At 47.4% G+C, this 23,398-nt stretch carries 19 protein-coding genes; 7 read left to right on the top strand and 12 right to left on the bottom strand.

The features are described 5' to 3' along the window. The first annotated feature begins 6 nt into the window (after positions 1-6). The 3 genes from AC04MQ_RS09945 to AC04MQ_RS09955 all read left to right on the top strand — a co-directional run bounded on the left by AC04MQ_RS09945 (position 7) and on the right by AC04MQ_RS09955 (position 2,904). Positions 7-1,266, top strand: coding sequence for a hypothetical protein (locus AC04MQ_RS09945; RefSeq protein WP_475391994.1), 1,260 nt, complete (start codon positions 7-9; stop codon positions 1,264-1,266). 92 nt (positions 1,267-1,358) lie between these two features. After that, positions 1,359-2,372, top strand: a complete 1,014-nt coding sequence (locus AC04MQ_RS09950) for a hypothetical protein (RefSeq protein WP_475391995.1) — start codon at positions 1,359-1,361, stop codon at positions 2,370-2,372. Between the two features lie 52 nt (positions 2,373-2,424). Then, a complete protein-coding gene (locus AC04MQ_RS09955; RefSeq protein ID WP_475391996.1) occupies positions 2,425-2,904 on the top strand; it encodes a YceI family protein in 480 nt (159 codons plus the stop codon). A gap of 35 nt (positions 2,905-2,939) precedes the next feature. On the opposite strand, the gene AC04MQ_RS09960 is transcribed toward AC04MQ_RS09955, so the two are convergent. Together AC04MQ_RS09960 and AC04MQ_RS09965 are read right to left on the bottom strand one after the other, a co-directional pair. Continuing rightward, positions 2,940-3,581 carry a hypothetical protein gene (locus AC04MQ_RS09960; RefSeq protein ID WP_015091582.1) on the bottom strand — a complete coding sequence of 214 codons (642 nt, stop codon included), beginning with the start codon at positions 3,579-3,581 and terminating at the stop codon, positions 2,940-2,942. A 9-nt stretch (positions 3,582-3,590) separates the two neighbouring features. After that, positions 3,591-4,754 (bottom strand): hypothetical protein, encoded by a 1,164-nt coding sequence (locus tag AC04MQ_RS09965; RefSeq protein WP_475391997.1) that lies wholly within the window; start codon positions 4,752-4,754, stop codon positions 3,591-3,593. 79 nt (positions 4,755-4,833) lie between these two features. Here AC04MQ_RS09965 and AC04MQ_RS09970 point away from each other — a divergent pair, with 79 nt between their 5' ends. Together AC04MQ_RS09970 and folE are read left to right on the top strand one after the other, a co-directional pair. Further along, positions 4,834-5,511, top strand: a complete 678-nt coding sequence (locus AC04MQ_RS09970) for a PilZ domain-containing protein (protein WP_041577784.1) — start codon at positions 4,834-4,836, stop codon at positions 5,509-5,511. A 65-nt stretch (positions 5,512-5,576) separates the two neighbouring features. Next, positions 5,577-6,305: a GTP cyclohydrolase I FolE gene (gene folE, locus AC04MQ_RS09975; protein WP_015091579.1), complete on the top strand. Its 729-nt coding sequence runs from the start codon at positions 5,577-5,579 to the stop codon at positions 6,303-6,305. A gap of 283 nt (positions 6,306-6,588) precedes the next feature. Here folE and pepN read toward each other — a convergent pair whose 3' ends face one another. Next, positions 6,589-9,207 carry an aminopeptidase N gene (pepN, locus tag AC04MQ_RS09980; RefSeq protein ID WP_475391998.1) on the bottom strand — a complete coding sequence of 873 codons (2,619 nt, stop codon included), beginning with the start codon at positions 9,205-9,207 and terminating at the stop codon, positions 6,589-6,591. A gap of 26 nt (positions 9,208-9,233) precedes the next feature. Between pepN and AC04MQ_RS09985 the strand changes: the two genes are divergently transcribed. Then, a complete protein-coding gene (locus AC04MQ_RS09985; RefSeq protein WP_041577782.1) occupies positions 9,234-9,590 on the top strand; it encodes a VOC family protein in 357 nt (118 codons plus the stop codon). A 56-nt stretch (positions 9,591-9,646) separates the two neighbouring features. Here the strand turns inward: AC04MQ_RS09985 and AC04MQ_RS09990 are convergent, their stop codons facing one another. The 3 genes from AC04MQ_RS09990 to ahpC all read right to left on the bottom strand — a co-directional run bounded on the left by AC04MQ_RS09990 (position 9,647) and on the right by ahpC (position 14,076). Continuing rightward, positions 9,647-11,626 (bottom strand): S9 family peptidase, encoded by a 1,980-nt coding sequence (locus AC04MQ_RS09990; RefSeq protein ID WP_475391999.1) that lies wholly within the window; start codon positions 11,624-11,626, stop codon positions 9,647-9,649. Between the two features lie 135 nt (positions 11,627-11,761). Next, on the bottom strand, positions 11,762-13,327 hold the full coding sequence (ahpF, locus tag AC04MQ_RS09995) for an alkyl hydroperoxide reductase subunit F (protein ID WP_475392000.1): 1,566 nt from the start codon (positions 13,325-13,327) through the stop codon (positions 11,762-11,764). A gap of 182 nt (positions 13,328-13,509) precedes the next feature. After that, the gene (ahpC, locus tag AC04MQ_RS10000; protein WP_011164920.1) at positions 13,510-14,076 is read right to left on the bottom strand and encodes an alkyl hydroperoxide reductase subunit C; all 567 of its coding nucleotides are present in this window, start codon (positions 14,074-14,076) and stop codon (positions 13,510-13,512) included. A 197-nt stretch (positions 14,077-14,273) separates the two neighbouring features. Between ahpC and AC04MQ_RS10005 the strand changes: the two genes are divergently transcribed. Continuing rightward, on the top strand, positions 14,274-15,233 hold the full coding sequence (locus AC04MQ_RS10005) for a hydrogen peroxide-inducible genes activator (RefSeq protein WP_011164919.1): 960 nt from the start codon (positions 14,274-14,276) through the stop codon (positions 15,231-15,233). Here AC04MQ_RS10005 and AC04MQ_RS10010 read toward each other — a convergent pair. The 6 genes from AC04MQ_RS10010 to AC04MQ_RS10035 form a co-directional block, all read right to left on the bottom strand. Continuing rightward, entirely contained in the window at positions 15,219-15,815 is a 597-nt protein-coding gene (locus tag AC04MQ_RS10010; protein ID WP_475392001.1) for a nucleotidyl transferase AbiEii/AbiGii toxin family protein, read from the bottom strand. The genes AC04MQ_RS10005 and AC04MQ_RS10010 overlap by 15 nt on opposite strands. A gap of 69 nt (positions 15,816-15,884) precedes the next feature. After that, positions 15,885-16,367 carry a helix-turn-helix domain-containing protein gene (locus tag AC04MQ_RS10015; protein WP_475392002.1) on the bottom strand — a complete coding sequence of 161 codons (483 nt, stop codon included), beginning with the start codon at positions 16,365-16,367 and terminating at the stop codon, positions 15,885-15,887. 142 nt (positions 16,368-16,509) lie between these two features. Continuing rightward, complete coding sequence (locus AC04MQ_RS10020) at positions 16,510-17,604, bottom strand: Wadjet anti-phage system protein JetD domain-containing protein (protein WP_475392003.1); 1,095 nt, start codon at positions 17,602-17,604, stop codon at positions 16,510-16,512. Continuing rightward, positions 17,597-21,010, bottom strand: coding sequence for an SbcC/MukB-like Walker B domain-containing protein (locus tag AC04MQ_RS10025; RefSeq protein ID WP_475392004.1), 3,414 nt, complete (start codon positions 21,008-21,010; stop codon positions 17,597-17,599). Before AC04MQ_RS10025 ends, AC04MQ_RS10020 begins: the two co-directional genes overlap by 8 nt. Continuing rightward, positions 21,011-21,631, bottom strand: a complete 621-nt coding sequence (locus tag AC04MQ_RS10030; protein ID WP_475392005.1) for a DUF4194 domain-containing protein — start codon at positions 21,629-21,631, stop codon at positions 21,011-21,013. It abuts the gene before it with no gap. After that, the gene (locus AC04MQ_RS10035) at positions 21,615-23,159 is read right to left on the bottom strand and encodes a hypothetical protein (RefSeq protein WP_475392006.1); all 1,545 of its coding nucleotides are present in this window, start codon (positions 23,157-23,159) and stop codon (positions 21,615-21,617) included. Before AC04MQ_RS10035 ends, AC04MQ_RS10030 begins: the two co-directional genes overlap by 17 nt. Positions 23,160-23,398: the final 239 nt, after the last annotated feature.

The raw sequence follows: 23,398 nt of genomic DNA on the forward strand, positions 1-23,398 counted from the left end.
AAGCGAATGAAGAAACTTCAATCTTTGAAGATTCTGGGGGCTGTATCCGGGGGACTGATCCTGGTTGTGGCATTCCAAAACTGCGCTCAAAGTCTGGGCGAAGGTTTTCAGATCGACACGCAAACCGTGAAGCTGATCAATCAGGGCAGCTCGGATTTGTCGGGTGGATCCACGGAAGAAGAAGTGGACGAAGGTGAGCAGAGCACAGGGGACCTGTGTGAAGATCAGCTTTATGCCAAGTTCGGCTCCGGCTATTATACATTCCTGAAAAACAACTGCGCGGGTTGCCATAACGGTGATCACGAAGCGCCGGCTTTTGCCTCCAAGAACTCTTTGATGTCCTATCAGGTCTTCAAAGACAAAGGCTATCAGGCTATTTCTGACAATGCGATCAATCCAGCGCACAACCCGCCATACACTGGGGCCCATCATAATGGGGCTGTGTCCAGTCTGAAAGCCGAATGGGTTTCTGCCCAAGCCGCTTATTTGACTTGTAAGGGTGATGACGGCGTTGATAAGTCCGTGGTGACAGCCAATAAAACCAACGCGACGATTGTGAACAGCAAAGCCAATTCGGCCACGTGGACGAAAATTGAATGGAACTACAGCACGGCTGCGGACCTGCCGGCAAAAGCCACGACATTCCCTTTGAAAATGTCGGTGGAATTCCAAGTGGCAAAAGTCGGTGGGGTTGAAGTCGGATATGCCGCGCGCGCACCGACCATGTCCATCACTTCGGGCACAGCCAAGTACCGTGTAAAAGGTCTGTTCTTCTATGTGAATGACAAGATGCTGGATTCTGCCACGGTCTATCGCAATATCAATGCGGTGGTTTGCCCGGGAACTCCGCTGGCACTGGCTCCGGTCGGAAATGCCCAGCTTTTGGTGATGTCGACAACCAAAACAACGGACAAGTTCGCTTTGCAGTTCACGTCCATTGAAAAGGCTGAAAGCACGGCGACTTGCGGAACCGGTTCCACCGAAGTGGCGCCAGTTGATGAGGCTCCGGCGAATGTGACATTCGCGATGCTGGTTGGTTCCGATGCAAAAGTGAATGTGTTTAAAACACAGTGTTTAAGCTGTCACTCGGGTGCTGGAGCAGACGGGGGTCTGGACCTTAGCAACTATGCAGCTTCCAAGGCCAAGGCCGGTGTGATTATCAAGCGTATCAATGATGCGAACTCTCCGATGCCACGTTCTGGATTGATGTCTTCGCAGATGAAGGCCATCGTTCAGAAATGGGTGGACCTGGGGATGCCGCAATAGTCTCATATTGAGACAGTGGACCAAACACGAAGGCCTTGGGTTCTTTGTGTTTGGTGCCGATAAGAGTTCTGTATGTTTTTGGGGGATTTCGAATGAAGTTAGGGGTTTTAAAGACCGTTGTGGTCGGCAGTGCGGGGCTTGCAATGATTCTGGCGTTCCAGAATTGCAGCGACTTTGCTTTGCAGGATCAGGTTCTTTACGAACAGGGGATCTTTGATTCCCGCGAAGCCCTGGATCAAAAATCCCTGCCAAAACTTCTGTCCTCTACCGAACTTTCTTTCTGGTCCAAGCCTGGCAATCCTTCCTATGTGAACAAAGCCCTTTTCATGGCCAATCAGCTGTCCTTCGTGGTGGCTTTGGATACAAGCATGACCGGCAAAGTGTTCTCGGTGTCTTCGGGCGCCAATCAAGAAGACGCCTATATCAACATCGCTGCGGGTAAGATCCGCGTGGTGCGTGCGGCTCCGGATTCCAGTAACATCGCCTTCATGGAAGTGAATCTTCCAAGCAGTGGCAGCAAGATGGTACTGGCTGCAGGCTTTGGTGTGAAGCCCACCGAAATGACCTTGCAGGTGAATGGAGTGGTGCAGACGGCAGAAATTCAAAAGACCGGAACTCCGGGTGAATTTGCCTTCACCGTGAAAAGTGTGGCGACGGGCGGAGCGAACGGTCAGATCTATGAATATGTTGTCTATGGTGGTTCGGACACTGACGGTCTTGCGCTGAGCAAGGGTGAACTGAATGTGATGTCCCGCTATGTGGCGACCAACAATCTGATTGAAAACGTGATCTATGATCCGGCGTTGATCAACGACGGCAAAGAAGTCACTGTGGAAAATCCAAAATTCCTGGCGGCCAAAGCGGTCATCGATTCCAAGTGTCTGAGCTGTCATAACAGCTCGACTTACGGTGACTTCCGCAATCTGACAGAGACGAAAGCTCTTTCCCGCGGCCTGGCGAAAGCCAAGGATCTGGCGGGTTCAAAACTTTACTATCGCCTGTCCGGGGCAACAGTGGGGCCGGGAACCCGCAATATGCCGACGTCGGGTTCTATGTCAGCGGCAGAGGTTCAAGCCGTGGCTGACTGGATCAACAGCATTGAATAAGTCATTTAATATGTTTTTAAAACAATCACCAAAAGTAAAAGGGGTAGGGCAAATGAAATTTGTTGCAGCATTGATTGTCACAATGGGTATTTCCACAGCAGCGATGGCGCAAAGTGTGGTTCTGGATGTGGTTTTGAATCCGATGGGGGATTTCAAAGGTAAAACTTCTGACGTTAAAGGTCAGGCCGTGGTGAGCGGTGATGAAGTTTCCGCGGAAAACATCGTTGTGAATCTGAAAACTTTGAAAACCGGCGTAGAGCTGCGTGACAAGCACACGCAAAAACATCTGGAGACTGAAAAGTTCCCAGAGGCCGTTTTGCTTTCCGCAAAAGGTAAAGGCGGCAAGGGCACGGGCAAAATCAAAATCCGTGGCATTGAAAAAGACATTTCCGGAGTTTACAAAGTCGAAGGCAAGACCTTGAAAGCGAAATTCAAGTTGAAGCTGAGCGACTTTGGCATCGAGGACATCAACTATATGGGTGTCGGTGTTGAAGACGAAGTGACTTTGGCAGTGACGGTTCCAGTAAAATAAATAAAAAAAGGCCCCTGAAAAGGGGCCTTTGTCTTTTAGAATCGGTAGTTCACACCGATTTTCCAAAGCGTGGATCCTTCAGTCAAAGGACCAATCCCGGTATAGAAATCCCACTTTTGAAACATGCGAATATTCAAGTCGGCAATACCTGTGACGTTCAGGCTGCGGCCTGAATCAATGGTTTGGGTGGTGGTTTCTTTTGGCCAGTCGATATTTTTATAAAACAGCATTCCCGTCACGCCGGCATTGATTCGACCGGACAGGCGATAGAATACGCGCGGGGAAATCCCGTAAGTGGTGAAGGCCACTTTGTCGCTCAAGTAAGGATCCGCATCGGATCCGCCGTTGGCGCGACCGGCACCGATAAAGGCCCCGGCACTCCAGCCCCAGCGATAGTAGGTGATTTCTTTCATGATGGTGATCGTGATGGCGTTGTAGTTGGCTGGCACCTTGGTGTTGGTGATGCCGTCTTGAACGCGCAGGGTTTCATCCCACTGCAAAGTGGAAAGGCTCAAGCCCCAGTCCTGGCGGGACCGCGCCGGTTTTTTTGCCGTTGTTGTGGCCGGTGCCGCCGCAGGGGCTTCTGCCGCCGGCGTTTCTTCAGAATCAGTTTCTTCCTGGGCCAGAACGTTCTGACTTAGAAGGGTGACAAATAGTACAAACATCCATTTTTTCATATGTGTCCCTTAGTAGGAAATATGGATCTGCCCTTGCAGAGCCCAGGCATCGTCCACGCCACCAGTGTCAGAATAAGTTTTTCCATTGGTTGCCATCGCACGAAGTTCGGTGCGCGGCAGAGGGAACATCATCGCGCCCATGCTCCACCTCATTGCTTCGGCAGAGGATTTGTTGATGTCACCTTTGGTGTGCTCAAGGATCGACAGGAAGTTGTAACCGCGCTGGATTTCAACCATGGTCTGAACAATCGCATAGGTACCCAGTTCGGCCTCTGAGTCAGCGATTTTGTCTTTCTTTTGGCGCAGACCGAATTCACCCATGATCGCAGAACCCTTGGACAGGCCCATACGCGTGGTCAGGGCTGCCAGGTTCCACTGTTGCAAATCACTTTGTGATGTCAGCACAGAAGCACCGACTTTGAACTTTTCATAGACCTGGTATTCCCCCGCCACAGAGAAGCCTTTTTGTTTTTGCGGGTCTTCCTGAGCGGCATTTCCGAAGAAGGCATTCACAGCCACATCCCAGTCCGGATAAGTGAAGTGACCGATCACCCCTTGGGACTGGTCAAACTGCCCCAGTGTGATGGCTTTACGGCTGACGGCCGAGTGATCGACGTTGCGGATGCCATAAGCTTTGTCCATCTGGCCGACGTACAGCCAGAAGTTGTTGCTTTGTTTCCAGCGCAGATAGTATTCGCGCATGAACCAGGTGTTGGTTTTGCCGTAGTAGGGCTCAATACCGGTGTAGGAAACTGTCGTGATGATGGAATAAGTCTGTTTCTTGTCCAGGAAGAAGTTCAGATTCACATCATTTTGCATGTTGATGTAGCGCTCGGTGGTGGCAGTGGAGCCTGGCTCCATTTTCAGCCACAGGCCGCGATATTTCAGACCCGGACGAACCCACCAAGGCAGCTTCTTTTTACCCAGGAAGCCGGACATTTCCGCGATTTCTTCCTCTTCCATGTTCTTGGGGAAGACAGAGCGGGAGGTGATCTCGGTGGCAAACAGGGCGCGACCGTAATCATTCAGGGCTCCGCCGCCAAGACCGTTGTAATGGCAGGTGATGCAGGAGGAATAGCTGTACCCGATAAAATCAGGATAGGCTTGAGCCTGGCTGGTCAAAATAAGGGACGCAATGACAATTAGGACGTGCTGAAAATTTATATGTCTCACAATGAGAAATTCTAAGGATTGAAGCGAGATAATCAATAAAAATCTATACCCTGACTCTGCTCTAGCCGATAAGTTTCCTATGGAAACAAAATCACCAGCTCTAGAACGTCCTCGTGCAGTGGAAATGGCTGCTGCTGTGCTTATGTTCACACCTGTGCTTGACCTCATCATGATGCAAAGAACCGGAGTTGCGGTGCTGAATTGGGTGGGTTGGGTGTCTGTCTTTGGCGCCGGATTGACGCTGATGATCCGCCACAAACTGTCCTGGGTTATGGGGATGATCCTTTGCGGGATCTTTGTGATCAGCACGCTGGTCAGCCTGTTTAAGGGCTTTGGCGTGGTGGACCCGGCGATCAGCACGGCCAGGGTGCTGGATTGTCTGTTGGTGCTCTTTATCGTGGGCACGGTGTTTTCATTCTTCCGTTATCCTTATCTGGATCGCCGTCAGAACTGGTTTGCCCCGACAGGGGATCGTTTTGTCGTTGTGACCCCGGTTGTTTTGAATGGCAAAGTAAATGGTGAAACCGTGGATCTGTCTTATACGGGAGCTCGTATTTCCGTCCCTGAGGAGGTTGAGGCCTTCAAAAAGGATCAGGTTTTCACCATGGTTCTGTCAGAGATCAACGATGTTCAGTGCAAAGCCAAGGTCATTGACGTGAAAGGCAACGTCCTCAGAGTGCATTTTGAGGGGCTGTCTTCGTCAGAGAAAGACCTGCTGCGCCAATGGTTGAACAGCCAAAATCTACAAAAAACCTAATTTACGGGCTTTGAGCTTTGCGAACCTGCCGATTTTAGGGCATAAGTGGGCTTTTCGAGCAGGGAATGACAATGGCAAAAACAACAAAGAAGACCACCCAGAAAACCAGCAAAAAGAGTGTAAAAGCTAAAGCAGAAGCTCAATACTCGGACGTGTCAGCGTCGGTGAAACAGATTCTGGAAAACGTCCGTCCAACACCGATGATCCACAACGGTCTGACCAACGAAGAAAAGATCGAACGCATCACCGAAAAATTCACCGACATCATGAACACTCTGGGTTTGGACCTGGATGATGATTCTTTGCGCGAAACACCAAAGCGCGTAGCTAAAATGTACGTGAACGAAGTCTTCGGAGGATTGGATCCCAAGAAGTTCCCAAAAATGACCGTGATCGAAAATAAAATGAACTACGATCAAATGATCGTGGTGCAAAACATCGGTTGCCTGTCTTTCTGCGAACACCACTTCCTGCCAATCGACGGCTTCGCAACAGTGGCCTACATCCCCAATAAAAAAGTAATAGGTCTGTCCAAGATCAACCGCATTGTCCAGTATTTCTCCCGCCGCCCTCAGGTGCAGGAACGTCTGACAAAACAAATCGCCGACTGCCTTCAATACATCCTGGGCACCGAACACATCGCCGTCCACATCAACGCAAAACACTACTGCGTAATGATGAGAGGCATCGAAGACACCTCCAGCACAACATCCACATCCGACCTGCGCGGTCACTTCAAATCCAGAATGGAAACCCGCGAAGAGTTCCTAGAACACTGCCGAACGAAGTACTAAAAGGTGCCTGGTTGTTTTTTCTGGCAATAGTGCATCACAAGTAAAAAGCAAAAAGGGAGTCTTTGGACTCCCTTTTTTTATGCGCACTTTAAGGTCGCATTGTAGTTGATTGATGAGGGCAGAGGGAACGGAAACGAGCCGGGAGGCTGCCCGTAAGAGGGCCTTCGGTGGCGCACGATGCGCGAACCGGGGCAACGCCCCGGCACCGACTGAGCACGGACGCGTGCCCTCTGAAGCGGCGGACTCCCGGATCGATTCCGGGCCCGCCGTCCTGGGCAACCACCTAGTTCAAAGCCGATTGCAAAAGTTCGCGGGAGTTTTTGGACAAAGACTCTACAGCAACCATGCGTTTGATTTGAGTCAGGGCCTTTTCCTTCATGGCTGGTTCCAGCTTGGAAACAAAGTTGAAGGCCGCGCACAAACGGGCCGCGACTTGCGGGTTCTTTGGGTCGATCTCAAGGATCTTGTCAGCATAGAACTCGTAAGCGTTGGTGTTCGGGTCGTTGAAGCGCACCAGGTTCGCCCCGAAAGCACGAAGCAATGAATACACATTGTTCGGGTTCGTGATGTTGAACGCCGGATGCTTCGTCAATGCTTTGACGTCTTCCAATGTCTGTTGACGGTGAGTGGTCGCTTGCGCCGTGAACCACTTGTTGATCACCACGGAATCGTCTTTCCAGTTTGCATAGAAGTCCGCCAAAACCTTTTCACGGTGAGCAGAGTCTGAATCCGCCAGCAAAGACATTGCCGTCATACGATCGGTCATGTTCTGAGCTTCCCAGTATTGCTTGTTCACGATGTCCATGATTTCCGGATCGTGCAGTTCTGCAAGATAAGCCAAAGCCTGGTTTTTCAAAGAGCGGTGACCGAAGACTTTTGGATCACGGCTTTTTGGTTCCACGCCATGGAATTTCTTGTAGATGTTCAGCAACTGATTGCGGTTGGCGGTTGCGATCTCTTTGCGCAAAGCTGTACGGGCTTTATAGAATGCTTCCGCATCCAATACCGCCTCTTCCTGTGCCAGAACAGCATAGCTTGGCAATTGCAACATCTTCGCTTTGAACGCCGGATCCATCGCCTGATCTTCCAAAATGGAAGTCATGGTGCTGATGAAACGAGGATCCAAAGTCATGGTTTCTTTGGCGCGAGCCTGCTGGATCATCTTTTTGAACAGACGAAGCCCCAGTTTCTGAGCCATCTCACGACGGTTGAAGGAATCTGTGTCTTTTTCCATCAGGAAGTAAAGATCGTTTTCAGAAGCTTCCCAGCGCAAGTTCACCGGAGCAGAGAATTCACGCAGGATGGAAAGAACCGGACGCTCTTTCAGGCCTTTGAACACGAAGGTCTCTTTTTGCTCCTTCAGCTCCATCAGATTTTTGCCGTCAGTGTTTGCGGTGATTTTGTCGCAGTTCAAAGACAACTCTTTGCCGGATTTGTCCAAAAGACCCATCATCAATGGAATGTGGAATGGTTCTTTCGTCGGCTGGCCCGGAGTCGGCGGGCAGCTTTGTTCCAAAGTCACATGGAATTCGCCTTTGTCAGCATCGAATTTTTCCTGAACCGCAACCACCGGAGTGCCGGACTGGTTGTACCAGCGACGGAACTGAGTGAAGTCCTTGTTGTTAGGGTTCGAGATCGCGGCTGCAAAATCTTCCGTCGTGACAGCCTGACCATCATGACGTTTGAAGTATTCATCCATCCCTTTGCGGAAGCCCTTGCGGCCCACAATGGTTTGCATCATGCGGATCACTTCAGACCCTTTTTCATAGATCGTCATGGTGAAGAAGTTATCCACCGCCATGCAGGATTCCGGGCGAACCGGGTGGGAGTTTGGACCAGCGTCTTCAGCAAACTGGCCGGCGCGCAAAGCATCCACGTCCTCGATACGCTGAACACCACGATCCGTCATGTCAGCAGAGAACTCCTGATCGCGGAATACAGTCAGACCCTCTTTCAGGGACAACTGGAACCAGTCACGCAACGTCACGCGGTTGCCGGTATAGTTGTGGAAGTATTCGTGAGCCACAACGGATTCGATGTTATGGAAGTCCACATCGGTTGCCGAGTTGGAATCAGCCAGCACCAGGCGGGAGTTGAAGATATTCAGACCTTTGTTTTCCATCGCGCCGGCATTGAAATCATCAATCGCCACAATCATGTAGTCGTTCAGGTCGTATTCAAGGCCAAAGACCTCTTCGTCCCACTTCATGGATTTGTGCAGGGATTCCATCGCATGCTGGCAGCGCTCTTGTTTGCCGTGAGCTGCGTAGACTTCAAGATTCACTTTGCGACCATTCACTGTTGTGAAGGTGTCACGGATCACACCCAAGTCACCCGCAACCAGAGCGAACAGATAGCATGGTTTTTTGTGCGGATCCTGCCAGTAAGCTTTTTGGCGGCCGTTACCCAGGTCTTCCATTTTGATGCGATCGCCGTTGGAAAGCAGAACCGGGTATTTCTTTTTGTCAGCTTCGATAGTCACGGAATAAGAAGTCATCACATCCGGACGGTCAAAGAAGTAAGTGATCTTTCTGAATCCTTGTGCTTCGCACTGGGTGCAGAAGATGCCGTTGGATTTGTAAAGTCCTTCCAGGGATGTGTTGTTCTGCGGCTGCAGCTCAGTTTCGATTTCCAAAGTGAAGCTGTCGGGAACTGACGGAACAATCAGTTCTTCTTCCGTGATCTGATACTGGTCGGCATTCAACTGCTGGCCGTTGATTTTGATGGAAACCAGTTTCAGTTCCTCGCCATTCAGGCGCATCTCACCGGGGTGGGTGCGGCGAACCTGGGATTTTGCCACGACTCGACAAAAGTCTTCGTTCAGATTGAAGTCGAGGTTAATGGAATCTACCGTGAAGGCAGGGGATTTATAGTCTTTAAGATAAATTTTTTCTTGTTTCATACGGCCTCGGTTCAGATAATAGACGGATGAGTTTGCTATTCACTTCTATCACAATAAACACCACGCAGCTACAGGGCATGCTGGGTTTTTATCGAATTATCGGCTTTCAATTTACAGCGTCAAAAGTTGATAAAGGGAGTGAAGTTCACAGAGCCGTTCATAACGGCGTCGAATTTTCACTGTACAACATCCAAAATCCTCAAAGATCTCAGATTCCAAGCCTGCAGCTGGGTTTTAAGATTACGGATTTGGAGAAAACCGTGCAGGAACTTGTCAAAGTTCCCGGTGCCATGTGCATATTAGACCCGACAGACATGCCTGATGGCAAAAAGGCCATCGTGCTGGATCCCGACGGGCATTCCATAGAACTTTGCGAATTATAAAAACAAAAAAAAGCCCCGGAAACCGGGGCTTTTGCTTTCAGGCCTTCTTCAGGGAATTACTGAGGCGTAGTGATCATTTGCGCTGAAGAGGCTTTGACCTGAGCCTCAATCGGCTCCAGGCGTCCTTTCAGGTATTTTTGCAGGAATTCCTCGGTGATGGCGTTAGCCCCCATGTTGTTGGCAGCCTTGGCAAAACCGTGTCCTTCATCAGGGAATAATACATATTCCACCGGAATCTTTTTAGCCACCATGGCGTTATAGATCTGATCAGCTTCCGCTTTTTTCACGCGCGGGTCATTGGCCCCTTGAAGGATTAAAAGTGGTTTTTTGATTTTATCCACATGAGTCAGCGGAGAGCGCTCTTTCAAAAGCTTTTTGCCAGCCGCTGTCGTCGGATCGCCCACGCGCTTGTAAAGATTCGCGCGGAAGCTTTCCCAGTACGGCGGAACTGTGGCAAGCAAAGTTTCCAGATTGGACGGGCCCACGATATCCACCGCGGCAGCAAAAGTGTCCGGAGTGAAGGTTACACCCGCCAACGCGGCATAACCACCATAGGATCCGCCCATGATCACGATTTGTTTCGGATCGGCATAGTCATTTTTAACAGCCCAGTTGACGGCGTCAATGAGGTCGTCGTGCATTTTGCGGCCCCATTGTTTGTCGCCCGCATTCAGGAACTTTTTCCCAAAACCTGTCGAGGCGCGGAAGTTCACGCTCAGTACATTATACCCACGATCCGCCAGCCACTGATGATAAGGATTGTATCCATAGTCATCGCGGCCCCAAGGACCCCCATGCACCAGCAAAACCAGGGATTTGCCAGCCGGCTTGCGGGCTTGAGTCAGATAGGACACCAGCTGATAGCCATCACGGGATGGGATTTCAACAGCTTCCATGGCGCTCAGGCGGTTGCCGTAAGGAATCATGGCTTTGGTGTGATACAAAGGCTGACTTAAAGTTCCGGTTTTGGCGTCATAGAAATAGAACGCCACAGGTTTGTCGGTAGAATCTGCAAACAGAACCCACTGATTTCCGTCAAGGCTCATGGAGGTCACATTGATTTCGGTGTTGAGCTTTTTCTCAATCCCTTCAAAGTGTTTCTGGAAGTCCTTGTCGAAGAACTGGATATCACGTTTCAGATAGTAAGAGGACGCCCATAGAAGTTTTCCGGTCTGGGGATGCATTTGCAAACCCTGAATATCCGAGCGTTCGTCCGAGGCAACCACTTTGCTTTGGTCAGACTTGATATCCCATTCGATCAAAGCGGCTTTGTCCCGTTTGCGGCTGTCCAGCAAATAGACTTTGCTGCCATCGTGAGAAACGTCCACTGCGGAAGAAGTCATGCTGTCTTCGAATGGGACGACAGTCTTTTTAACAAACTTTTTGCTGCCGGCGTCCCACAGGAAGATTGTGGAAGAACCATCTTTGTTCGATTGGCTGGCGATGATCGGGTGGAAGTTCTTGTCGAACATGATCCCGGCATAGTTTTCGGTATTGGTGAAAAGATCCGTGGTGGCTTTGGTTGTCAGATTCAGGATCTTGTAATCAAAGAACTTTGGATCACGCTCGTTGGTCATGATGACCACTTCCTGCGGGCGCAGATGACTGGTTTCAGCAATCTGGGAAGTGACCTTGCCAGGCTTGGTGATTTCAGTGATTTCGCCAGTGGAGACATTCAGGGTGTACAGGCCGAAGTTTTCATCACCGGCAACGTCCTGAGCGAAGGTCAGAATTCCCGGAGTGTAAGTCCAATTGTATCTGAAAATGCCGCGTTTGGTGTCGTGGGTGACAGGTTTTGCCGTTTCCGGCTTGCCGAATTCCTGAGCCCAGATATTCAGTACACCCTTGTGGGCGGAAAGATAAGTGACGTATTTTCCGTCAGGGCTGATCTTGATCCCGGTGATGTCGGGATTTCCAAAAAGAACTTCGCGCGGAATGTATTCTGCGTTCACGGCTTCCTTCTTGTTCAGGGTTTGGCAGGCACTCATGGAAAAAACCAGAGCTGCTAATAGTGGCATTTTCAATGCTGTTTTCATTAAATGGACTCCTGTTTTGCAGACTTATCGTAGGTCAGGCGTCATCGGAGTCAAGAGAGATGCTTTGCGCAGAAATGGAAAATGGGCCCCAAGAGGGTGGGGCCCATGGATTTTACAGGAACGTTCTGGTTAAAACTAAGAGTGATACATACGGTCTTCAAAGGCTGCGAGCGCCGCTTTCGCGCCTTCACCCATGGCAATCACGATCTGCTTGTAGGGCGTCGTGGTGACGTCTCCGGCAGCGTAAATGCCTTTGGCTGAAGTGCGACCTTTTTCATCGACGATGATTTCGCCGAACTTGGTCAGCTCCACAGTTTCTTTCAGGAACTGGCTGTTCGGCACAAGGCCGATCTGCACAAAGATGCCATCCAGGTCCATTTTTTCCTCTTTATTGAGGGAACGATCCAAATACTGGATCTGCTGAACCTTGTTGCCGTCACCGATGACTTTTTCAGTTTTGGCGCTGGTCACGATGGACACGTTGGGCAGGGATTTTAGTTTATCCACCAGAATCTTGTCGGCTTTCAGCTGATCGTTGTATTCAAATACCACGACTTCGCGAACAATGCCGGCCAGATCGATTGCCGCTTCCACGCCCGAGTTTCCTCCGCCAATCACAGCGACCTTTTTGCCTTTATAGAATGGACCGTCACAGTGTGGGCAGTAAGCCACGCCACGGCCCAGATATTCTTTTTCACCTTCCACGCCCAATTCGCGCCATTTCGCCCCCGTAGTGACGATGATCGCGTCGGCTGTCAGGTGTTCGCCACTTTCCAGTTCGATGGCTTTGACTTTGCTTTCCGTGTGGATCTTTTTCACGCGACGGTTTTCAAGAACCTTCACCGGATAACTGGCAATGTGCTGATTCAACTGGGCTGCCAGTTGAGGGCCTTCGGTGTAAGTCACACCAATCAGGTTTTCGATGCCTTTGGTTTCCTGCACCTGACCGCCGATTTTTTCAGTGATCATGGCCGTGGAAAGACCTTTACGAACCGTGTAGATCGCAGCGGAAGCCCCTGCCGGGCCGCCGCCGATCACAAGGACGTCAAAGTGACCCAGGTTTTTGTTCACAGGTTCGGATGGTGCTGCATTCGCGTCGACACCAAATGTGGATTCCAGTTTGGTGACCAGATCCAAAAGCTGGATGCGGCCGGAGTGGAACATTTTTGCGTTCGCCACCAGACTTGGAACACCTTGAATACCCAAAGTTTTGATGTCGTCCTGAACATAGCCGCCATCGATGATTTCATGGCGAAGGCTTCCGTGAATCAATGCAATCTGATTCAGAGCCTGAACCACTTCAGGACAGTTTTCACAAGTCAAAGAGATGTAAGACTGAATGGTGATGTTTTTGTTCAGACGACGAACGCGGTCCGCGATCACGCTGTCCAAAAGCTTGCCTTTGCCATCGGTGTTCAGGATCGCTAGAATCAACGAAGTGAATTCGTGACCGCCGGGAATACCTTTGAACACGATGCCCGTGTGCTTGCCTTTATAGTCAATACGGAACTGAGGCATCGGAGAAGTGCCAGACGTATTCTGCGTCAGTGTGATTTTGTCCGAGGTGCTGGCAACACTTTGAAGCATGTCCAAAAGATCTTTTTGATCTTCGTGAGAGCTGTTTTCATAGACAAGCTCAACAGTGTTTTCCAAAGAGCCGAAGACTGATCTTAGTTGTTCAAGAAGAGAAGAGTCTAACATGTGACCTCCGTTCGGGGGGAAATTACCTGAAAGGTGCAACTGCTGCGTTGGTCGGCGTCGCCGTACAGGAGTACGGCTTCCTTCTCCCGCCTTGCATTTGCAACTTTCAGCTAATTTCTGTTTCGCGGTTATTGGCTTGTCCCCGCCATAGGCGGGGACTCGCACATTAAGTAAAATCTAAATTAGATTTTACCAACCAGATCAAGACCTGGTTTCAGAGTGGATTTGCCTGGAGTCCATTTCGCAGGGCAAACTTCGCCTGGGTTTGCAGCGATGTATTGAGCTGCCTGAGTTTTACGGAACAATTCATCGGCGTTACGGCCGATACCGTTGTCCTGAACTTCAGCCAAAACGATTTTACCTTCTGGGTTCACCAGGAAAGTACCACGGTAAGCCAAACCTTCTTCTTCAATGTGCACGCCGAATGCGCGAGTCAATTGGAAGGTAGGGTCTGCCAACATTGGGTATTTGATTTTTTTGATCGTCTCAGAAGCATCATGCCATGCTTTGTGAGTGAAGTGAGTGTCAGTGGAAACACCGTAAACTTCCACGCCGATTTTTTGGAACTCAGCGTATTTGTCAGCCATGTCACCCAATTCAGTAGGGCATACGAATGTGAAATCCGCAGGGTAGAAGAAGAAGATGGACCATTTACCTTTCAGGTCGTTCTGAGTCACAGTTTTGAAATCACCGTGATGGAAAGCTTGAACTTTGAAATCTGGCACTTTCGTGTTGATGATAGTTTGCATTTATTCTCCTTCGAATAAAGTGGTTAGGTTGTGGCCTTAGGGCCTAAATAAAAATTCAGGTCCACCAGCAGGTTTAATTGTTAGTGGACATCTTTCGTCTTTGAGACTACGGGATCAACCCTTTTTAGGGAAATCGATTATAAATATGCATTGATAGATTTTGTCTATTGCGGCATAATAGCGCTTGAGGAGCCCTTATGAGCCCAAAAGTGAACTTTTCTTTGACGCAGCTGGAATACGTTATGGCTGTCCATAAGTACGGTCATTTTGCCAAGGCGGCTGAGGCCTGCCACGTGACCCAACCCACGCTCAGCATGCAAATACAGAAGCTGGAAGAGGATTTGGGAGTGGTGATCTTTGACCGCTCTAAAAAACCCATTTTGCTGACACACATGGGTAAAAAACTGATATCCCAAATTCAGACGGTCCTTTTTGAGTCCAGGAAAATTGAGAGTATTATTCAGCATGAGCAGAAAGGTGCCAAACAAGGAGTCTTGTCTATTGGTGTCATTCCGACGGTGGCTCCCTATTTATTGCCTCGACTTTTGCCGGTGGTGGAAGAGATGTTCCCAGGTGTGGATCTGAATATCAAAGAAATGCAGACCGACCAGATTTTGGAAGCCCTGAACGGCGATGATATTGATGTCGGCGTTTTGGCGACGCCCACACTGATGCCGAAAATGTTTGAGTTCCCGCTGTACTATGAGCCGTTCTATGTGCTGTGTGAAAAGAATCACGAGTACGCCCACATGAAGAAAATCAAATACCAGAGTCTGGGCATGGAGGACATCTGGTTGCTGGAGGAAGGCCATTGCCTGCGCAATCAAGTGCTGGATATCTGCTCGGTGAAAAAAGGCAAAGGGCAGGGGCGTCGGTACAAATTTGAAAGCGGCAGCCTTGAGACCCTGAAAAACCTGGTGGATTTGTACGGTGGCTACACCTTGCTGCCGCATCTGGCGACAGAACAAGTGGGTGCACGCAGTCATCTGGTTCCGTTTGAAAGGCCGATTCCGGCCCGCGAAATCGGACTGGTGTATCGTCGCGAGCACTACAAGAATGAACTGATTGAAGCTTTGGGTGAAGCCATTCTGAAATCCATCCCAGAGGAATTGCGCAAGATCCGTCCCAAGGATCTGGATGTTTTACCGATTGCTTGATGGCTTTAGATCACGTATACGTTTCCAGAGCACTGCTTTCGGAATAGTATCGATCTGAAGGGCAGTCATGCAGTTATCCAGTTTGCCTTTGTTGTTAGAGAGCGCTGCGATGGCTTTTTTAAGGTCTTGCTCGATAATATCGCCATATGCCTTGGATGCTTTTTGAATCGCTTCATGAAGCACATCTTTATCCAGTTCTACCATTGCAAGATCGATTAAGTCCCGGCTATTAACGGCGCTGTCAGACCAGCGATCCGAGTTTGCCAACAGTTTCGTCGCAGCCATATCTAGTGGTGTCAGGGTAGAGGTTCCACAGATCCTTTCAGCATCAACAGGGGGATCCAGCTCAATGCGTCCCTCAAGGACAATCTCAAACTTGATTTCAATATCGCCGACCAGGAGCATGGTGCGTATGCCATATTGATCAGCGCGGATATCCCGGGCAGTAGTAAGAGGCATACCCTGTCTGGTAATGGCATTGATGCCACTTTTGACGAGCAGACTTCTTAGTTTTTGATAGCCATCTCGGTCCGAGACCAGAAAGTCTATATCCACGGATTCGCGGTACTCGTCGCGAGCCAAAGCGATGGCGGTTCCTTCGCCGAAGAGGGTGACTGAAGAACTGTAGCAATGCAGACATGGTGTTGGCGCCTAAACAAGCAGCTTCTCCCGGCCAAAGGCGTTTAGAAGTGTTGTGATCAATTCTCTTTCTTGGTCACTCATCTTCTTGGGGTCGACATGGCGCCAGTTTCGTTCGTATAGATCCAAAGCTTCTTGAGGCGTTAGTTCGGCCGTGTCTTTAAGTTGCCAGGCAAGGCGTTTAAGTTGTTTGTAGTTTGCAATCGGTATTTTCTTTGGCAGCTTGTTCTTTGCGTTGCCAGGGGACTTCTTAGTCAAAGAGTCACTCAGGTCCAGTGTTAACCCCAAAGCAGTGATAGCATTTAGGTAAGCTCCCATAGCGACAGAGGGCTCTCCCTTTTCGATTCGGTAAAGAGTGATGCGGGATATTTCAGCGGCCTCTGCTACCACAGTGGCGCTCAGATTTAACTCCTCTCGGCGGTCGCGTAGACGCTGTCCAATGATACGAAGAGTTCGCTCTTGTTTTTGACTGATGAGTGGTGCTTTTGCTGGCATATGTTTCTCATTATATACAATTTTACTATTTTGTATATAATGAGAAACATTTTTTAAAAGTAAAATCGTAAGTATCTGTAAATGCTAACGTTATTTTCTATAAAAGTATTGGTGCCTAAGTGTGTCCTTAGTGCCAAATCTATTATATGTCCTTTGGCGACTGCAGAAGCTCCAAGTTCAACCAGAGCTTCTCTTGCTCGATGCGTATACCGTCCGAAATTACCCGCGCATAGGCTGCCTGAAGGCCCCTGAGGCTGCGCCTCTTGGTAGAAGGGCTTTTCTCTACCGCTTCCTTAAGGTGAATATTGCTATCAATGGTGGCCTCATCCATCAAAATGGGGCGGGCCGAGGTTCCGCTAATAAACTTATCCGCGATTTCTAACCCTTCCTTGTCCAGGTCGCCCCAATAAAATATCGGTTTTGGAAGTTGCGCCGATAGGGGAATAAGCTGCGAGCATTTCCAGCCTTCTCCCCAGATCAACAGGGTTTTATCGCACTTACCGACCAAGGGCAGGAGGCTTTCTATATTTTCAATGACGAGGGTCCGTTCCAGGTTTTGGAAACAGAAGGTTGCGATATTCTCTTGAAAAAGAACTCCGTGGAATTGCTTTAAGATGGATTCACTCCATTTACACTGAGGAGCATAAAACCGAAATTCAGGCGGTCGCTTTATTAGCCCAAAAAACTCAAAGAAAGTTTCCCAATTTGCAGCCTGGCCAGTATGAAATGCTAATAGAGCCAAAAGCAAAGGCTCTTTGCCGATAAGTTTTGTCGAAAATGAATGTTGAAGCTGACGGGGAAGAAGGCCCTTTATTTGATCTTCGTCTTTGATAAGATACTGAAATAATTCAATAGCCTCTTTAAGAACGATATGACGACGAACACAGATCGCAAAGTTCGCTTCCAAAAACGCATCAAAGTCGACTAAATGGCAAATACCTTTGGCCTCAAGCAGCCTATTGTAAATTGCAAGTTGTACTGGACACTGTTTGAAAAAGTCCTTTTTAGAAATTGTGACTTCCGACGGACGAGATACCTTTATTCGCCCTTCCTTTATTGGGCGCAATGCAGTTATTTTTAAAAACGGATGTCGCCGGACCTCTTTATCTAAACGGGCATAGTAATCATCAAACCCGCCAGAGTTTCGGAATCGGTAAACATAGCTATCAACCTCATTCAAGAGGAAGAATCTAAACGCCTTCTCAAAAATATCATCAAGTTTTAAAATCTCAGTCATGTTGAAGATTATCCATGGACTTAAGCAACTCATGATACTCTTGCTTTGATTGAAGGAAGTAGTACTGAAGCTTAGACTTGCTTGCCGATGCCTTATGAACAAGGTTCAACGTCGATATACTGTCTGCCAAAAGCTCTGCTTTCGACATGGGGCTGACAAGAATCGCTTGAAATCCCATATGCGCCAGCATTTTGATAACGTCTTCCGGCTTTTCATTGTCGAATTTACCACCGAACTCGTCCAAAATAATCATTCTTGGGGTCAGTTGACCTGCTTCAGGATCATTAAATTTAAATCGATACGCCAGGGATGACGCCAGTAGGGTATAGGCAAGCTGTGTGGTCTGTGCCGAGCTTTTAGCATCGTATTTAGAACCGGTGAATGTTTCACCCCATTCCACTTCTGTCGCATTTTTCTTTAGCCTCCAAGACTGCACATTAAACTCAAAATGATTTCGAACGTCGGTTACGAATTCCCGTCTTTTTGGATCGTCCTTAAGGTCATCTACAAAGGCCTCCAAAGGCGCAAGAAGCTCTTCCGAAGCATTTTCGATCTGGAGCCTTAGTGAAGGAGTCGCTAGGATTTTCTCAATTTCCCTGCAGGAAGCTTGGAATTTAATGATTCTTTCATCGGGGCAGGGGGTATGGTGAATTTGTAAATACCGATTTTCATCTGGAAGTTTTTCAAAATAGGTCATTTTAAGAACTTCATTGATGGCGGAAATATTTTCCTCAATTGTCAGGCGATGTGTTTTGACTTCATTAAGCATATCTTTGATGGACTTAACCAGGGTGTCATTAAAGAAATGGCGCCACTTTTCTTCAAGGCCCATAAGCTCTGTTCCTTCCAGGCGATCTTTATAGGTGATCCATTCTTTCTGTACCGAGTTTAGAACAGACAGATCTTTTAGCAAGTAGGGAAGATGGGTATCCTGGTGTTTTGAAGAATAGCGGGTTAAGCTGCTATTCACCTTGGCTAAAAACTGTTCCTTCTTCGAGTTTTGGCCCTCTTCGTCAGCTTCGATGCCCGTGACAAGTGTGTGGCCTTTTTTAGACAGGTTCTTTCTATCTTGTACAAATCGCAGTTCAATAGCATCTGTACTTTCCTGGGCATTGAGTGTTTCAAAGTACTTGGACTTTCTATATGTCAATTCATAAGCGGCGGCTTCTTCAGTTAAAGCAGGTAAACTATTCTCTAACCTCTTCAGCTCAGAAGTAATTTTAATATTTTCTGCGTGTACGGCCTCTAATTCAGCATTGAGCTTGTCATACTTCTGGCGAAGGACTTCAAGGGCCAGATCCTTCTTTTTTGTATCTTCAATTTGAGCGTCGAGATCTTTGATCTGTTGAATCAGGTGATCGACCTTTATGAAATCCAAGGCCTCGCTGGATTTATAATCAGCCAGAAGATCTAAAGTTCGGTCATTTTCCCGTATCAGCTTGATCAAGTTCCCACTGGCTTTCGTCAAACGGTCTAGCTCATGAAGAAGATCAGTAAGTTCTCCTGTTAGAACTTTAATGCGTTCAACAGGATCCCAACCAAGATTAAAGCGCAGATTCTTGGTTAATTTTCGCATGGTTTGCTGATCCCGCCTTACAAGCCCGGATTCAGTAACCAGACTGCCTTTTCCTTTTTTAAAATCTTCTGCTTTGACTATCTGATAGTCGAAGACATTATTCAGCCATTTTGCAAGATAAGACGTGAAGGGATGGTCTTTGGATGATCGTATGTCCAGATGGGAAAGGATAGAGTTCGCCACCTGAGCAGCAAGTGTATGACCGCCCTTTAAGTCGTCACTTTGCAATCGTTTGACTGTGATACTTTTTGCAACGGAAGTCTTGTCTAGCCAAGCAGTAAAGATGTCTAAGTAGTCCGGGTGTACCAAAAGATTTTTAGAAATTCCTTCAAGAACTGATTCTGCTGCTAATTGATATTTCGGATTCGTCACTGTCAGCAGTTCACCTACAAACATCAGATTGCCATTGGGAATTTTTAGTGCATTCATTGCAGCAGTCTTGATATTGTACACGGCAGGATCCAGAACTGTTTTATACTTTGAAAGGTGCTCAAGCTCCTCTTTAAGGCGACCAATGTGCTGACTAAGCGGAGTCGTTTCCCGATTTAAAAACTCTTGCTCTACCTGTCGGTTTTCTTGTTCATTGCGAATTTCCATAGACTTTTTTATGATATTTGAGAAAACTTCAGACGGAGACGTCGTCAGCTTTAATCCGGCCCGTTGCAAAGCGACAGACAAACGGTCAGTGTGTTCCTTTGAGCTTTTCAAACGAAGCTCCACATTTTCTTTTTGACGCTCGAGATTGTTCAGGATCAGGGTGGTTTCGGATGAATTAACCTGATTCCACAGTGCCTGCACTTGAGCCTTAAGCACGGTCTCTTCACTTTCGACCTGAGGCTTGTCTATCTTCAGCTTTTCTATCTGTTCATTCGCTAATTGAATACTTTCTAGGTTTTTCTGCCAGGGCTCCCATAGATGGAACAATCTGATAAACATTTTATCCAAATGAAGTTTATGTAGCTTTTCCCTTATGTTGTGAAGTTGTTCTAGCTCGGCGATAATGCCGGTGGAATCTTTGATCTTTTCCTGACACTTGTTAATATGACTGGTAATTTCGTTGCCATTTTCCATATTCATCAGAAGAGTATCCAGATTTTCGTTGGATTCTTCAGTTAACATGTTTTCCCTAACAAAAACGTCGATATCTTCAATCGATTTGACATAGAAAGCTCGATTAAAGATCTTAAGGTCATCCTTACTAATGCCCCCTAAAAGGCCGGATAAAGATGCGAAATAGCCTTGGGCGGTATCGAACGGCTTATAGCCCGGAAAACGGGTAGCCAGAATGTCTTTGAATTTACTACGGTTCTTTGGCGCTGCACCACTGTCTGTGCTAAGATCTTTAAGGGCCACCTCTTGTTGAATGATATAAAATTGACGATCTTGAATTTGATGTCCGCTATACCACCAAATAATTCCGGCAGATATATGCTTTTGGGGATGTGCATTGTTCTGCAAACAGATATGCAACATAGAGGTGCCAGAGGATCTGTTATAGACCTGCGAAAGATTCTTACTTTCTTTGCCTGTGGTAGAGGCAAACTTTCCCAGCACATAATCTGCAATACTACGGCCACCGCTGGTTCCTCGTTCAGAGTCGTTAGTAACACCAAGTCTAAGCAAATTATCGAAAGGAAAAAGGGCAATCATAATCCCGTCAATCAGCGAGGACTTTCCCGAACCATTGATTCCCAGAATTGCTGACGCCGAAATATTATTTCCATGAAGGGGAAGAATAGAGTCATTTTTAAAAGTTGCCTCTTGATGACCGTTAAAATTCCCCCAGTTCAGCATTTCCACTCGGACTAAAGAATGTCCTTTATCAAGCATTTAGATCTCCTGGGGTGTCTCGGTATCATCAATGATCGTTGAATTTTTAATATAAGTTTCGATAGAGGACCTAACTCGTTGAGTGCTTTCAAAGGGCATCAGGATGTCGCAGACCGCAGAAATCTCGAAGGTATTTTGATCTTCTGAAAGAGACAATAGAACCTGCAGCTCTTTGAGTTCTTTGAATGAATCTTTAAGATCCTTTTCCAGAGCTCGATCTTCACGGTATTTTTCAATATGTTCCAAGAAGGGAGCAAGTTCTTCTTTGAGGTTGTCTTTAGTAATCACACAGATTTCATTTTCCGGGTTGTGCAGGTAATCAGCTCGGCGCTTACTGAGTATAAGCATGATAATAGTGGACAATTTGTCTAGTGTGATCTTACTTCCAAGTTGATAACTAATACGTTCTTCATCCTCGGAAGATCCTGGAGTAATATAGGCTAAGCCAAGACTTTGATTGACCACGAGATTTGCACCTAGTTGATGGATAGCCTTTTGCAGATCTTTTTCATAATCAACCATATGACTGAACCATTCGCGCGATTTCTTTTGTAAAGTGAACCGATTTTTCAATAGTCTTCTTAAACAGCCAGCGATTGTGACTTCAGACTTGGATAGCATTTGATTTCCTTAGGTTAAATTTATAGTTAGGCACTTGTTTTATAAAGAACTGTTTTGAATATAGTGTTAGCAAGATATCCACGGGCGGCTGAAGCTCTTTCTCTATTTCAGAGTCGAGCAGGTCGGCTTCAAGAAGAACATATAAAGACACCAAGCTCGACATAAGTGGATACTCAGAAAGGATGCAGGATCCGTTTTCTGCCAGGAAGGCTTTAAAATCTCTTAGAACATTCTTGACGGATTCTTCTTCAGACTTCTTTAAGGACTCCATAAGGTATCGCAGCTCTTCTAAAGTGAAGTCTTCCGTCGTAAGCATGACTTCAGGCGATTCTGTTTGCAATAGGAACTGGTTGGCTTCAATAGGGCCAAAGTTGGTTACGCATGGAATATCAAATTCAAGATTGAGCTGCCCTACGATGTCCAAAGCCTCAGACTTGCGCTCGTAAAGCTTCTGAAAAATAAAGTTGAGATTTTCTTGGGACATCATAGAGTCCGTAGTTAATGCATAACTGACTTGTTGTTGCAGGATTTGAATTTGAACTTTTGTTTTTTCTTTGATGCCGGCATCTGCAGCTGAAAATTGTCGCGTAAAGTCGAATAGATGAGACTTTTTGATGGCTTCTGCCGATATTACTTCTTTCTTTTTTAGCTGATGTAAGATACGCGAAATGTCCGAGTGCTTGTGGCGAACTTGGCTGCCTTCAAGTTGGGAAAAGAGTTCCTTAGCTTGATAGTAGCTTTTGAATTCTTCGGTCCTGTTTAGATTAAGATGAAAGTCCGCGATAGTGCGCACATTTGCACCAGGGGTTTGTTTCTGTTGCAGGTGATTTTCGACCAGTATTTTTCGTTCTCTTTCAATGGCCGCTTTTACATCTTCAGTAGCTGCCAATATGTGTAAAGCGGCCTCTTGCGCCTGGTTAAAAAGAGCTTCGCTGGAATGATGAATAGGCAGGAGTTCCGCTGACTGGACGCCATTTTCTTGAATTCTTTTAATGTCGTTTTGATAGGCTGCGATCTTGTCACGATGATGCCGAATCGCTTCTGCTTTGGACATCTCGGTACTTGAAAGCAATAGGTCATTCAGCGTACCAAGCAGCGTATCTGCCCCGGTTCCAGAAAATCTGCGTCTTGATGAAAGAAGGGACTCAAGAAGGTTCAGCAGCTCTTTGCCGGCTCGCGTGGCTTCAATATACCGTTTTCCCAGGCTGTCATAAGAATCTTTTAGAACCTGAAGCTCAACGATCATGGTTTGAAAATAGTCTGTCACTTTGACTTCAACATTTTCGACTTGCTCGGCATAGAACTGTATCAGCAGTCCACGTAAAACTTCGTATTCTACGCGGGTATATTCTTCCTCAAGAAAATCATAGATATGTGCTAAGAGCGAGGCATAGTCCATCCAATCTTTCTTTCTGAATAAAAGAAGATAAGGGTGGCCCGGGAACAAACTCTCAAGGTTGTTCTGGTTAATTGTTTCTATTCTCTTGGGCATGGAATTATTCTGATAATTAAGGTTTCGTTTGTACATTGAAATGTGTTTTATTGGACGTATATCGGGTCTTCTGACTGTGTTCTGTACTTAACAGAATAATTTAAAAACGGACGTTGTTAAGAATGACTTCGATAGTCCGATAGGTCGGCTATGAAATCCTCGTGCGCACTTTTTGCTATTTTATTTATCATTGGCGGTTGTTCCTGACCCCGATTTGATTTGGACACCCAGCCCAGGGGGTCTTTATGGAAGTAACGTCTAACAGACGGAAATTA

The organism is Bdellovibrio sp. MYbb2 (assembly GCF_056175685.1).

Bases quoted from the DNA above. Each gene is read 5' to 3' on its own strand.
- AC04MQ_RS09945 (WP_475391994.1), top strand. From the start codon at position 7: ATGAAGAAACTTCAATCTTTGAAGATTCTGGGGGCTGTATCCGGGGGA.
- AC04MQ_RS09950 (WP_475391995.1), top strand. From the start codon at position 1,359: ATGAAGTTAGGGGTTTTAAAGACCGTTGTGGTCGGCAGTGCGGGGCTT.
- AC04MQ_RS09955 (WP_475391996.1), top strand. From the start codon at position 2,425: ATGAAATTTGTTGCAGCATTGATTGTCACAATGGGTATTTCCACAGCA.
- AC04MQ_RS09960 (WP_015091582.1), bottom strand. From the start codon at position 3,581: ATGAAAAAATGGATGTTTGTACTATTTGTCACCCTTCTAAGTCAGAAC.
- AC04MQ_RS09970 (WP_041577784.1), top strand. From the start codon at position 4,834: ATGGAAACAAAATCACCAGCTCTAGAACGTCCTCGTGCAGTGGAAATG.
- folE (WP_015091579.1), top strand. From the start codon at position 5,577: ATGACAATGGCAAAAACAACAAAGAAGACCACCCAGAAAACCAGCAAA.
- pepN (WP_475391998.1), bottom strand. From the start codon at position 9,207: ATGAAACAAGAAAAAATTTATCTTAAAGACTATAAATCCCCTGCCTTC.
- AC04MQ_RS09985 (WP_041577782.1), top strand. From the start codon at position 9,234: ATGAGTTTGCTATTCACTTCTATCACAATAAACACCACGCAGCTACAG.
- AC04MQ_RS09990 (WP_475391999.1), bottom strand. From the start codon at position 11,626: ATGAAAACAGCATTGAAAATGCCACTATTAGCAGCTCTGGTTTTTTCC.
- ahpF (WP_475392000.1), bottom strand. From the start codon at position 13,327: ATGTTAGACTCTTCTCTTCTTGAACAACTAAGATCAGTCTTCGGCTCT.
- ahpC (WP_011164920.1), bottom strand. From the start codon at position 14,076: ATGCAAACTATCATCAACACGAAAGTGCCAGATTTCAAAGTTCAAGCT.
- AC04MQ_RS10005 (WP_011164919.1), top strand. From the start codon at position 14,274: ATGAGCCCAAAAGTGAACTTTTCTTTGACGCAGCTGGAATACGTTATG.
- AC04MQ_RS10015 (WP_475392002.1), bottom strand. From the start codon at position 16,367: ATGCCAGCAAAAGCACCACTCATCAGTCAAAAACAAGAGCGAACTCTT.
- AC04MQ_RS10020 (WP_475392003.1), bottom strand. From the start codon at position 17,604: ATGACTGAGATTTTAAAACTTGATGATATTTTTGAGAAGGCGTTTAGA.
- AC04MQ_RS10025 (WP_475392004.1), bottom strand. From the start codon at position 21,010: ATGCTTGATAAAGGACATTCTTTAGTCCGAGTGGAAATGCTGAACTGG.
- AC04MQ_RS10030 (WP_475392005.1), bottom strand. From the start codon at position 21,631: ATGCTATCCAAGTCTGAAGTCACAATCGCTGGCTGTTTAAGAAGACTA.
- AC04MQ_RS10035 (WP_475392006.1), bottom strand. From the start codon at position 23,159: ATGTACAAACGAAACCTTAATTATCAGAATAATTCCATGCCCAAGAGA.